Source organism: Haloglomus salinum, from assembly GCF_024298825.1.
Taxonomy (GTDB): Archaea; Halobacteriota; Halobacteria; order Halobacteriales; family Haloarculaceae; genus Haloglomus; species Haloglomus salinum.
Genome location: NZ_CP101153.1, coordinates 2,699,931 through 2,711,727, shown reverse-complemented (window position 1 = coordinate 2,711,727; position 11,797 = coordinate 2,699,931). Strand labels below are relative to the sequence as shown.

General features: G+C 69.7%; 11 protein-coding genes. 8 read left to right on the top strand and 3 right to left on the bottom strand.

Annotated features, from left to right (window positions below):
* Positions 1 to 77: 77 nt before the first annotated feature.
* The 5 genes from trpC to NL115_RS12990 all read left to right on the top strand — a co-directional run bounded on the left by trpC (position 78) and on the right by NL115_RS12990 (position 6,051).
* Positions 78 to 866: an indole-3-glycerol phosphate synthase gene (gene trpC, locus NL115_RS13010; protein ID WP_254829787.1), complete on the top strand. Its 789-nt coding sequence runs from the start codon at positions 78 to 80 to the stop codon at positions 864 to 866.
* A complete protein-coding gene (gene trpB, locus NL115_RS13005; RefSeq protein ID WP_254829786.1) occupies positions 863 to 2,182 on the top strand; it encodes a tryptophan synthase subunit beta in 1,320 nt (439 codons plus the stop codon). Before trpC ends, trpB begins: the two co-directional genes overlap by 4 nt.
* Entirely contained in the window at positions 2,179 to 3,024 is an 846-nt protein-coding gene (gene trpA / locus NL115_RS13000; protein WP_254829785.1) for a tryptophan synthase subunit alpha, read from the top strand. The genes trpB and trpA overlap by 4 nt, the downstream gene beginning before the upstream one ends.
* Before the next feature lie 194 nt (positions 3,025 to 3,218).
* Positions 3,219 to 4,013, top strand: coding sequence for a 2-amino-3,7-dideoxy-D-threo-hept-6-ulosonate synthase (locus NL115_RS12995; protein ID WP_254821372.1), 795 nt, complete (start codon positions 3,219 to 3,221; stop codon positions 4,011 to 4,013).
* A gap of 139 nt (positions 4,014 to 4,152) precedes the next feature.
* Positions 4,153 to 6,051 (top strand): molybdopterin biosynthesis protein, encoded by a 1,899-nt coding sequence (locus NL115_RS12990; RefSeq protein WP_254829784.1) that lies wholly within the window; start codon positions 4,153 to 4,155, stop codon positions 6,049 to 6,051.
* Positions 6,052 to 6,094: 43 nt separating this feature from the next.
* On the opposite strand, the gene NL115_RS12985 is transcribed toward NL115_RS12990, so the two are convergent.
* Both NL115_RS12985 and NL115_RS12980 read right to left on the bottom strand, forming a co-directional pair.
* Positions 6,095 to 6,562 (bottom strand): hypothetical protein, encoded by a 468-nt coding sequence (locus NL115_RS12985; protein WP_254829783.1) that lies wholly within the window; start codon positions 6,560 to 6,562, stop codon positions 6,095 to 6,097.
* Positions 6,562 to 7,929, bottom strand: coding sequence for a right-handed parallel beta-helix repeat-containing protein (locus NL115_RS12980; RefSeq protein WP_254829782.1), 1,368 nt, complete (start codon positions 7,927 to 7,929; stop codon positions 6,562 to 6,564). The genes NL115_RS12985 and NL115_RS12980 overlap by 1 nt, the downstream gene beginning before the upstream one ends.
* A gap of 226 nt (positions 7,930 to 8,155) precedes the next feature.
* Between NL115_RS12980 and NL115_RS12975 the strand changes: the two genes are divergently transcribed.
* Positions 8,156 to 8,599 carry a halocyanin domain-containing protein gene (locus tag NL115_RS12975; RefSeq protein ID WP_254829781.1) on the top strand — a complete coding sequence of 148 codons (444 nt, stop codon included), beginning with the start codon at positions 8,156 to 8,158 and terminating at the stop codon, positions 8,597 to 8,599.
* Position 8,600: 1 nt separating this feature from the next.
* A complete protein-coding gene (locus NL115_RS12970; RefSeq protein ID WP_254829780.1) occupies positions 8,601 to 9,668 on the top strand; it encodes an iron transporter in 1,068 nt (355 codons plus the stop codon).
* Positions 9,669 to 9,699: 31 nt separating this feature from the next.
* Here the strand turns inward: NL115_RS12970 and NL115_RS12965 are convergent, their stop codons facing one another.
* Positions 9,700 to 10,476: an RNA methyltransferase gene (locus NL115_RS12965; RefSeq protein ID WP_254829779.1), complete on the bottom strand. Its 777-nt coding sequence runs from the start codon at positions 10,474 to 10,476 to the stop codon at positions 9,700 to 9,702.
* 158 nt (positions 10,477 to 10,634) lie between these two features.
* On the opposite strand from NL115_RS12965, the gene NL115_RS12960 reads away from it, so the two are divergent.
* Complete coding sequence (locus NL115_RS12960; protein WP_254829778.1) at positions 10,635 to 11,792, top strand: MBL fold metallo-hydrolase; 1,158 nt, start codon at positions 10,635 to 10,637, stop codon at positions 11,790 to 11,792.
* Positions 11,793 to 11,797: the final 5 nt, after the last annotated feature.

Here is an 11,797-nt window from a genome sequence, read left to right as displayed (position 1 = left end):
AAGTACGGCCGTCGACCGGCAGGCGGCAACCGCGTCCCGCAAGCCTTATGCACAGATACGTCCCTCAGTGTACAGTAATGGATACCACCGAGGAGCTGGCACCAGCCGTGCGTTCCATCCTGGCGGCGGCCCGCGAGCGCGGGGGGAGCGACGAGCGTGTGTCGGTCGAGCCGCGGTCGCTGCCCGAGGCGTTCGCCGTAGCGGAGGCGGACGGGCGCGTGCCGGTCATCGCGGAGGTGAAGCCGACCTCGCCGACGACCGAGGGCGAACGCCGCGAGGACCCCGTGGCGCTGGCCGAGGAGATGGTCGCCGGCGGCGCGGCGGCGCTGTCGGTGCTGACCGAACCCGAGCACTTCGGTGGCTCGACCGATGCGCTCGAACGCGTCCGCGAGGCGGTGGACGTGCCAGTCCTGCGGAAGGACTTCCTCCTGCACGAGGCGCAGCTCGATGCGGTCGCGTCCGACGTGGTCCTGCTCATCGCCCGCTTCCTCGGTGACGACCTCGAACCGATGCTACGGGCCGCCCGCGAGCGCGGCTTCCAGGTGCTCGTCGAGGTCCACGACGCCGACGAACTGGAGCGGGCACTCGCGGCAGGAGCGGATATCGTGGGCGTGAACAACCGCGACCTCGCCGCCCTGGCGGTCGACCTCGCGACCTTCGAGCGCGTCGCGGCGTCGCTGTCCCCGGAGGAACGCGCAAACGTCACCCTGATTGCGGAGAGCGGCATCGGTACCGTCGAGGACGCCGCGCGGATGCGACGGGCCGGCGCCGACGGACTGCTGGTCGGGTCGGCCATCATGGATGGCTCGGTCCGCGCGAACACGAAGCGGCTGACGATGCCCACCGAGGGTGGCGATTCATCATGAGCGAACAACAACGACGCGGCGGTGACGGCAAGTTCGGGGAGTACGGCGGCCAGTACGTCCCGGAGGCACTGATGCCGGCCATCGAGGAGCTGACCGACGCCTACGAACGCTACGTCCTCGACAACGAGGACGGCTTCATGGACGAGTTCCGCGAGCGCCTGCGAGACTTCGGCGGCCGGCCCACGCCGCTGGGCCGGGCCGACCAGTTGAGCGAGCGCTACGGCGTCGAGGTGTACCTCAAGCGCGAGGACCTGCTCCACGGCGGTGCACACAAGCTCAACAACGCGCTCGGCCAGTGCCTGCTGGCGAAGTACATGGGCAAGGAGCGCATCGTCGCCGAGACCGGCGCCGGCCAGCACGGCACCGCGACGGCGATGGCCGCCGCGCACCTCGATATGCCCTGCGAGATATACATGGGCCGGCGCGACATCAACCGCCAGCGCCCCAACGTCTTCCGGATGCGCATCAACGGCGCCGAGGTGAACCCCGTCGACATCGGCCGCGGGACGCTGAAGGAGGCCATCAACGAAACGATGCGCGACTGGGCGACGACGGTCGAGACCACCCACTACGTCATCGGGAGCATCGTCGGTCCCCACCCGTTCCCGTCGATGGTCCGGGACTTCCACCGGCCCATCAGCGCGGAGACGAAGCGCCAGTCCATCGACGCGTTCGGCCGGCTCCCCGACGCCGTCGTCGCGTGCGCAGGCGGTGGCTCGAACACGATGGGCATCTTCTCGGAGTTCGTCGACGCCGGCGGGCTCCCCGGCACGGACCCGGCGACCAACGAAGCCGGCGCCGAGGACGATGTCGACCTGTACGCCGTCGAGGCGGGCGGCTCCTCGCTCGCTGTCGACGAGGAACGCGGCGTCGCGCCCAACTCGGCGTCGCTCTCGACCGGCACGGAGGGCGTGCTCCACGGCGCCCGGACGAAGGTCCTGCAGGACGCTGACGGACAGATAATGGAGTCCCACTCGGTCTCCTCCGGCCTCGATTACGCCGGTGTCGGCCCCGAGCTGGCGAACCTCGTCGACGAAGGCCGGGTCGACGCGGTGAACGTCGACGACGACGCAGCGCTGGAGGCGTTCCACCGGCTCTCACAGGCCGAGGGCATCATCCCGGCACTGGAGACGGCCCACGCGCTCGCCTATCTCGAGGAACACGACGACCCCTCGGAACTCGGCGAGTACGTCGTCGTCAACGTCTCCGGGCGTGGCGACAAGGACCTCGAGTCGGCCATCGAGGAGACCGCGACGCGCGACCTGCCGAACGCGCCGGAGATGGGCGTGTTCGAGGGGGAGGGTGGCCTCCGATGAGTGGTCAGAGCCACATCCCTGCGGCGTTCGACGGCGAGCCCGCCTTCGTCCCCTACCTCGCGGCCGGCGACCCGAACTACGAGGCCTCGCTCGAGTACGTCGAGGCCCTGGAGCGGGCGGGCGCGGACTGCATCGAACTCGGCCTGCCGTTCTCCGAGCCCATCGCAGAGGGCCCGACCATCCAGCAGGCCGTCGTCCGGGCGCTGGAGGGCGGCATGACCGTCGAGCGCTACTTCGAGTTCGTCTCGGAGCTGGACGTGGACACCCCGCTGGTCTGTATGACCTACTACAACCTCATCTACCGCTACGGGGACGAGGAGGGCCCCGAGCCGTTCGTCGAGCGGGCCGCCGCGGAGGGCATCGACGGCTTCGTCGTGCCAGACCTGCCGGCGGAGGAGGCCGGCCCGCTGCGCGAGGCCTGCGACGAGCACGGGCGCGACCTCGTCTCCATCGTCGCGCCGACGACGGGCGAGGAGCGGCTCCAGCGGCTGGTCGACCTCTCCTCGGGCTACCTCTACATCCAGGCGCGACTGGGCGTGACGGGCGCCCGCGCGAGCGTCTCCGACCGGACGAGCGAGTCGCTCGCGCGCGTCGCCGAGACCGGGACCGACCTTCCCCGCGCCGTGGGCTTCGGCATCTCCTCGTTCGAGCAGGCCCGCGATGTCATCGCGGCGGGCGCCGACGGCGTCATCGTCGGGAGCGCGCTGGTCGACATCGTCGCCGAGGGCCACGAGACGGACCGGCCGGTCGCGGAGACCGCCGCCGAACTGGAGGAACTCGGCCGCGAGCTGAAGGAGGGTGCGCTGGCGGGCACCGAGACGGAAGCGTCGCAGGCGGACTGACGGACGGAACGGACACACCTGGTTTTCGGCACGCGTCGCTCGACCGCGCCAGCGACCGGGGGCTTTCAGCGGGTCGTCTACGGTGACATCCCTCGAACAGGGTGGACAGTACCGTACACCACCACCCACATATCCCCGCAACGTCGGCCCCGACCGGAACGCCCTTGTTCGTACCTGCCACACCGTCAGGTAACATGGATGCAGGGAAGACGGCCCGTCTGGACCGCATCGGGACGGACGGGCGATACGTCGTGGTTCCGATGGACCACGGCATCACACTCGGCGCGGTGACAGGCCTGAAGGACATCGAATCGACCATCGACGCCATCACGCGTGGCGGTGCGGACTCGGTCCTCACGCAGAAGGGTATCGCCCCGCGGGTCCACCCCCACAAGAACGGTGCGGGCTACATCGTCCACCTCAACGGCTCGACCGTCGTGGGCCCGGACACGAACGACAAGCGCACCACGGGCAGCGTCAAGGACGCCATCCGTGCGGGCGCGGACGCCGTCTCCTTCCACATCAACGTCGGCTCGGACCACGAGCCCGGCCAGATCGAGGAACTCGCCGAGCTGACGACCGTGGCCGACGACTACGGCCTCCCCGTGCTCGCGATGACGTACGCTCGCGGACCGGGCGTCGACGAGCACGACCCCGAGGCGCTGGGCCACGCGGTCCGGCTGGGCGAGGAACTCGGCGCGGACGTGGTGAAGACGGCCTACTCCGGCGACGCCGAGAGCTACGAGCACGTCTGCGAGTCGACGCGCCTGCCGGTCGTCATCGCGGGCGGCGAACCCGACACCGACCGCGAGACGCTGGCCGATGTCCGCGGCGCGATGGACGGCGGCGCCGCCGGCGTCTCGATGGGCCGGACCATCTTCCAGCACGACGACCCCGAGGCGATGACCCGCGCGGTCAGCCTGGTCGTCCACGAGGACGCCGACCCCGACGAGGCGCTGCGCGAGTCCGGACTGGCCGTCGAGGCCTGATTTTGGGATAATAGCTGACTTTTTCGACCAACTCCGCGAATTCCCACGCAGCAACAGCGATATCAGACGAACAGTCGCACGAACTGCCCGTTGCTCGCGGGTCCACCCCTTCATTACGCCCCCGGCCCAACCCCGTCGCATGAGCGAGCGGAAGGAGTTCAGGGACCTGGCACAACCCGAGGAGGCACGGGCGGCCATCGCGTCCCTGGACCTCACGCCCGACAGCGAGACGGTCCCGCTGCGTGAAGCACGCGGCCGGGTCCTCCACGAGCGTATCGACGCCGCCATCGACGTGCCCGGATTCGACCGCGCGAGCGTCGACGGGTACGCCGTCCACGCGAGCGACACGTTCGGCGCCGACGAAGCCGACCCCGTCCGGCTGGAACTCGTCGGTGAAGTCCACGCGGGCGAGGCACCAGACGTCGACGTTCCGGAGGGCACCTGCGTCGAGATATCGACGGGCGCGGTCGTCCCCGAGGACACCGACGCGGTGGTGATGGTGGAGCGAACCGATAGAGACGGCGACGACGTGCTCGTCCGCACCTCGGTCGCCCCGGGCGACCGCGTGATGTTCGCGGGCGCGGACGTGGCCGCCGGCGAGCGGGCGCTGGGGCCCGGAACGGAACTCGGCCCCCGCGAAATCGGGCTGCTCGCCGCACTCGGCGTCGACGAGGTACCCGTCCGTGGCCGCCCCACGGTCGGCATCGTCTCGACCGGCGAGGAACTGGTCCGTCCGGGCGGCGACCTCGACAGCGACGCCGGACAGATCTACGACGTGAACTCCTACACCACGGCCACCGCGGTCGAGGCCGCCGGTGGCGAGGCCCGACTCTACCCCCACGCCGGTGACGACTACGACGCGATGGAGTCCGTCCTGCGCGAGGCCGCGGCGGAGTGCGACCTCGTGCTCTCCTCCGGGTCCACGTCGGCCTCGGCCGTCGACGTCATCTACCGCGTCGTCGAGGAGCGCGGCGAGTTGCTGCTCCACGGCGTCGCCGTCAAGCCCGGGAAGCCGATGCTCATCGGGCGGATGGAGGGCAGCGCGTACGTCGGGCTGCCGGGCTACCCCGTCTCGGCGCTCACCATCTTCCGGACCTTCGTCGCACCCGCCATCCGCGAGGCGGCGGGCCTGCCCGAAGCACAGACAGCCACTGTCGAGGGGCGGATGGCCGTCGCCGAACGCTACAGCGAGGGCCGACTGCGCTACATGCCGGCCGGCCTCGTGACCGACGGCGACGGCGAGACGCTCGTCTACCCCGTCGACAAGGGGAGCGGCGCGACCACCTCGCTCGTCGAGGCCGACGGGGTCGTCGCCGTCGACCCGGACGTGGAGTACCTCGACGAGGGCGAATCGGTCGCAGTGCAACTGTTCTCGCCGGACGTGCGTCCGCCGACACTGTTCGGCGTGGGCGAGGACGACCCGCTGCTGTCGGAGCTACTGGACGAGGTATCGGCCACACAACGACCTCGCTACCTGGGTGTCGGCTCGCGGGAGGGGCTCCGCCGGCTCCGGGACGGCGTTCCCGACGTGGCCGTCACGAGCGCCCCGGGCGAGGTCAGCATCGAGGCCGAAGAACTCGGTCGGTGGACCCGTGAGTGGGGCCTCGTCGTCCCCGACGACAATCCCGAGGGCGTCGAGGGCCTTGGGGACCTCGTCGACCGCGACCTGCGCTTCGTCAACCGAACCTCGGCGTCGGGACTGCGGACCACGCTCGGGAACGCCGTGGGGGACCTCGCCGAGGAGCGCGGCGTCGACCGTCACGACCTCGTCGACGCAATCGACGGCTTCGACGCCGGCACGCGGGCCCACGAGAGCCCCGCTCGGCGAGTGCTCGCGGGCAAGGCCGACGCCGGCCTCGGCCTGCGCGTGACGGCCGACCGGCTCGAGATGGCGTTCGTCCCCGTCGGCGAGGAGACGGTCCGGGTGCTGGCCAACCCCGAGCGTATCGAGAAGCCAGGCGTGACGGCGCTGCGCGAGGCCATCACGAACGCGGACGACGGCATCGCGGCCCTGGCGGGCTACGGCCACCCGGAGTGAACGAAGCTGGAGACGGCGGCGAAGCGAGAAGCAGTGGCCCGCGTCAGCCCCGGATACGCCCCGCGACGCCTCCGACGGCTCCACTGACGCGCTCGCGGACGTGGCCGCGGTTGTTCAGGTAGAACCCGACGAGCGCCGGCACCGCCGCGATGACGACGAAGATGAGCAGGAAGACCAGGTCCGTCGGCTGGAAGAACGAGAGCGCACCGCCGTTGGACACCATCCCGCTGTTGAGCACGTACGGCACCTGCAGCGCGACCGGCGTCAGGACGACCAGCACGGCGAGGCCGTAGCAGCCGGCCGCCGCGACCGAGCCGCGGTCCGCGCGACCGTAACAAACCCAGCCCCCGACCAGTGCCGGCAGGAGGAACCCGAGGGCACGGGGAAGCAGGTCGGCCAGCATCCAGGAACCGTAGAGTCCGAACAGGGCCGCGAACGCGACGACGACTGCGGTCGTGGCGGTGTCGTGGCGGTTCTCGGCCGCGAACCGCTCGACGGTCGACCCCGCCATCACCGCTCACCTCCCGTGACCGCACCGGGACCACGGCCGGGCGTGAGTCCGTACTGGACCTCGGCCTTCTCCGCGACGGCCTCGCGCGGCGGCGACTCGGGGTCGGGCATGGTGGGCTGGTCGTCGGGGTGCGGGTACTCCTTCCAGTCGCCGCGCGGCGGCTCGCCGAAGCCCTGCAGGAACTGCTTGCCCAGCACGAGCGTCGGCCAGATATCGCTCCCCAGCAGGCCGAAGCCGTCCTGCAGTCCCGCCGGGCGCGAGGAATCGTACTCGTTGGCCTCGAAGCGGTTCCCGCCGCCGGAGGGCGCCCCGACCGCGAGGTCCGCGCGACCGGACCGCTCCACGGTGTTCTCGCGGAAGACGTTGTCCGCGGGCTTGTAGAGGTTCTCGGAGATGTTGATGGAGGCGATGAGCCCGAAGTTGACGTGGTCGCGGACCTCGTTGCCGACGACCTCGTTGTCGACGCCGCCGGCGATGTTGATGCCCGTACCGAACGCGGGGTACGCCAGTTTGCGAGCGGGCGCACCGACGTTGTTGTTCCGCTCGACGACGTTGTTCTCGATGCGGGCGGTCCCCTGCGGGGCGAGTTCCTCGCTGTCCAGCGAGTTCGGCAGGATGCCGGACATGTTCTCGCGCCAGACGGAGTTCTTCAGCGTGAGGTAGCCACCGGCGTTCGTCCCGCTGTACCCGACCGCGTTCCCCTCCGAGACGATGTCGTCGATGATGGCGTGGCAGGGGTAGCACTGCCCGATGTAGAAGCCGCTGTCGCGGTGGCCCGACGCGTAGGACTGCTCGAACTTGCCGTTGACCGAGTCGAACGCGTAGATGCCGTACATCCGGTTGTTGTGCGCCGTGAGGTAGGAGCCACGCCAGCCGTCGACGCCCGTCCAGTAGAAGCCGTTGTACTGGTAGTTCCGGGCGGTCATGTTCTCCAGCACGATGTCCTCGAGACTCCCGTTCGTCCCGATAGCGGTGATGCCGTTGCGGCGCTGGAACTCGCCGTCGAGGACGACCTCGTTCCGGTCGGTCCCGCGGATGGTGAGCCCGTTCGTGTCCTGGATGGTGACGGCCTCGTTGTAGACGCCCGGCCCGACCAGCACGAGGTCGCGCTCCTCGGCGTCGTTGACGGCGGCCTGGATGGTGTCGTACTGCTCGGGCACCCGCCGGACGGTGTAGTCCTCGTATGCCGCGGGGTCGCCGCGGTCGGGCTGGTTCGCGGGCACGTCGCCGCGCTTCTGTGTCGGTGCGGCAGCGGCCCCACCGACGGCGGCGACGGTCCCGGCCGCGCTCGCCGAGCCTGCGAGTTTCAACACGTCCCGGCGTGCGAGTCCCCGCTCGTCGGTTGCTGGCTCCGGTTCGTCGGTCATACCGAGGAGAGGCCCCCAGCCGAGGTTAAAAATACCCCCTGTAGAGCCGGGATATTGATAAGTAATCATCCGAGCACCCGTCGTATCCGCCACTCGGCCACGCACAGTGACCGCCGTGCCCGGGGTCGAGTGGTGGGCAGAGCAGAGCGGTACTGGCGGTCCGACACTTAACCGACCGACCCAGACAGGAGTCACTCTTATCACTCGATGGGGGAGAGATGGCGGTATGCGACGACCGACCGGACGCCGTGGTTTCCTCGCGCGGGCGGCCGGTGCCGGCACGCTGGGCGGACTGGCCGGCTGTCTCGGCATCGGGGGCGGGTCGGGAGGCGGGGGATACGGCGACCACTTCAGCGACATCGACGACGACGGCGAGCCGGTCGATATGACCGGACAGGATGCGGTGACTGTGAAGGTCGGCGCCAGCGACGGCTTCGACTTCGACCCTATCAAGATGGACGTCTCTCCGGGGACGACCATCACCTGGGAGTGGACGGGGAAGGGCGGCCAGCACGTCGTCGTGTTCGAAGACCGGAACTGGGAGAGCAGCTACTCCAACACGGAGGGCTACACCTACGAGAAGACGGTCCAGAAACCGGGTTACTACAGGTACTTCTGCGAGCCGCACCTCTCGGTCGGCATGAAGGGCGGCTTCCGCGTCGTCGAGTGAGATGCGACGGCGCGCGTTCCTCCGGGCGAGTGCACTCGCGGGGAGCGCCGCGACCGCGGGCTGTGTCTACGGTGGGATGCCGTTCCAGCGGCGCTCGAGCGGTCGGATGCCGCCAGTCGTCGACTACCGGCCGGAGACGGTCTACCGGCCGACGCTCGCCCTCGGGATGGAACTGGTCGATGCCACGACGGCGGGCCCGTTCGGGGTCGCGGTCACGTACTCGTATCCGAGCCGGTTCTGGAACGTCACCGGCACCCGGAGCCAGCGGACCGAGGTGGACGCGGACGACAACTGTCACCTGATGGTCACCGTCTGGGAGCGAGAATCGAGACTGGTCCTTCCAGAGGCCGGCGTCACCGCCGAGCTCACGCGAGACGGTGCCCTCGTGAGCGAGGAGGTGGTCTACCCGATGCTGGCCCAGCGGATGGGCTTTCACTACGGCGGCAACTTCGCGCTGACGGGCGACGGTCGCTACACCGTCCGCGTCCGGGTCGGGGGGTTGCAGAACCGCCGCGTTGGGGCGTTCGCGGGGCGGCTCTCGGACCCGGCGACGGCCACGGTCGCGTTCGACTACAGCCGTCGCGACCGCGAGCGTATCGAGCGCCGGCGCGTCTCCCGGGCGGGCGACCCCGGCGCGCTCGCGCGGGCCGTTCCGGACGTGCTGCCATCCTCGACGACCCCGGAGCCGGCCGACCTGCCGGGACGCCATCTGGGCACGGTGCGGACCGGCGCCATCGACCTCGCCGCGCTCGGCGTCTCGCGTCCCGACCTCCCGGGCGATTCCTACCTCGCGGTCGCGGCCCGGACGGTCCACAACCGCCTCGTGGTCCCGTCGATGGGGCTGACGGCAACCGTCGAACGCGAGGGGGAGACGGTGTTCGAGGGAGCGCTGACCCGGACGCTCGGACCCGAGCTGGGCTACCACTACGGTGCGGGGCTCCCGTCGCTACGGGCCGACGACCGGGTCCGGCTCCGCGTGACGGTGCCGCCGCAGGTCGCCCGCCACGAGGGGTACGAGACGGCCTTCTTCGACCTGACGCCGGGGAAGCTCCGGGTCCAGAGCGGTTGACTGCGGGCCGGCACCCGTTCGTGGGGAGCGGTCAGGAGGCCTCGTCGTCGCTCTCGTCGGGGGCCGACCCGCCCGGGCGGAGCCGTTCGGGGTGCTCGAGCAGGCCGTTCCCTCGCCGGAGGATTCCCCGCAGTGTGCGGGCCTCGCGGCCGGTCAGATGCGCACGCCCCAGCACGCGCCGGAGGAGTCGCCGGGCCTTCGCCCGCTTCCCCTCGGGGTGGTTGACGTTGCCGAGGTAGCGGGCGAACTCCTCGTGCAGCCCCTCGATCTCGGCCTCGTCGGCGCGCTCGATTTCGTCGGGTACCTGCGTCTCGGTGACGGTCAGTTCCCGGAGTTCGTAGATGACGACGGTCGCGGCCTGGCCGAGGTTGAGGACGGGGTAGTCAGCGCTGGCGGGGATGGCACACACCTCGTCGAGGCGGCCGAGTTCGTCGTTGGTGAGGCCGACGCGCTCGCGGCCGAACACGATGCAGGTGTCGGCCTCGACGCCGCGAAGTGAGTCGGCGAGGTCCGCGGGCGTGCGGAACGGGTACCGGACGTGCTTGCGGGCGTCCTCGTTCGTGACCGCGGTGCAGCCGACGGTGTGGAAGTTCTCGACGAGATGGTCGAACGTCACCTGACGGGCGTTCGGGAGGACGTCCTCGCGGGCGTGGCCTGCCATCCCGTACGCTTCACCCTCGGGGTCGAGTTCCGGCGGGTCGACCAGCAGCAGCTCCGAGAGCCCGAAGTTCTTCATCGCGCGGGCGACGGTCCCGACGTTGCCGGGCGTCTCGGCGTCCACGACGGCGACTGAGATGTCGGGGGGCACGGGACGGGGTAGCGAGTGCGGGAGCAAAAGGGTCGCGTCACGCGCCCGTCGAGTCGACTGGCCCGTGCCCCGGTGAGGGCGCCGGGAGCATCAATATTGTGAGAATTCTACAATACTATGGATATGCTTATGTAGGTCCATCCGATACTACGTCGTAGATGCAAGTTCCGACACTGAGTCCCGACGAACTGTACGGCGCAATCGAGCGCGGCGAGAACGTGACCATCATCGACGTTCGAGGTCCCGGACAGTACGAGGAGTGGCATATCGACGGCGGCGAGAACGTGACTACGGTCAACATCCCGATAGCGAGCCTTCAGACCTCCCGGGTCAGGTCGATGCTGGAGGACGTGCCAACCGACAATCGTGTCGTCACGGTGTGCGCCAGCGGGAACTCGAGTCGGGCCGCCGCCGCCCACCTCGACCGGTACGGAATCGAGGCCGAGAACCTCTCGTACGGGATGAACGGCTGGGCGTACCTCTACCAGGGGGTGCCGCTCGAGAGCAGTAGTAGTGCAGATATTATACAATACAGGCGACCATCCAGTGGATGCCTCGGGTACCTCGTCGTGGCCGGCGACGAGGCTGTCGTCGTCGACCCACTCCGTGCATTCACCGACCGGTACCAGCAGGACGCCCGCGAGCGCGGCGCGACGCTCGAGTACGCAATCGACACCCACATCCACGCCGACCACATCTCGGGCGTTCGGACACTCGCCTCGACGACCGACGCGACGGCGGTCGTCCCTGTGGCCGCCGAGGAGCGAGGCGTGGAATACGACATCGACTACGACACCGTCTCGGACGGCGATGTCCTCGAGGTCGGAGGGGCCGAGGTCGAGGTCGTCCACACCCCGGGGCACACCTCGGGGATGACCTCCTACCAGGTCGGGGATGTCCTGTTCACGGGAGACGGGCTGTTCACCGAGAGCGTCGCCCGCCCCGACCTCGAGGACGGGGAGGACGGCGCAGCGGACGCTGCCAGGCTCCTGTACGACACGCTTCAGAACACGGTACTCTCCCTGCCGGACAGCACCATCGTCGCCCCGGCGCACTTCAGCGACAGTGCAGAGCCCGCCGAGGACGGCACGTACACGGCGACGCTGGGTGACCTCCGGGCGTCGATGGACGCCCTCGAGATGACGGAGGACGAGTTCGTCGAGTTCGTCCTCTCGGATATGCCGCCTCGTCCGTCGAACTACCAGCAGATCATCGGGACGAACCTCGGCGTGGAGTCGCCACCCGAGCGTGTCGCCCTGCAACTCGAACTCGGCCCGAACAACTGCGCGGCGAGTCAGGACTCGATGACCAGCTGATCGCG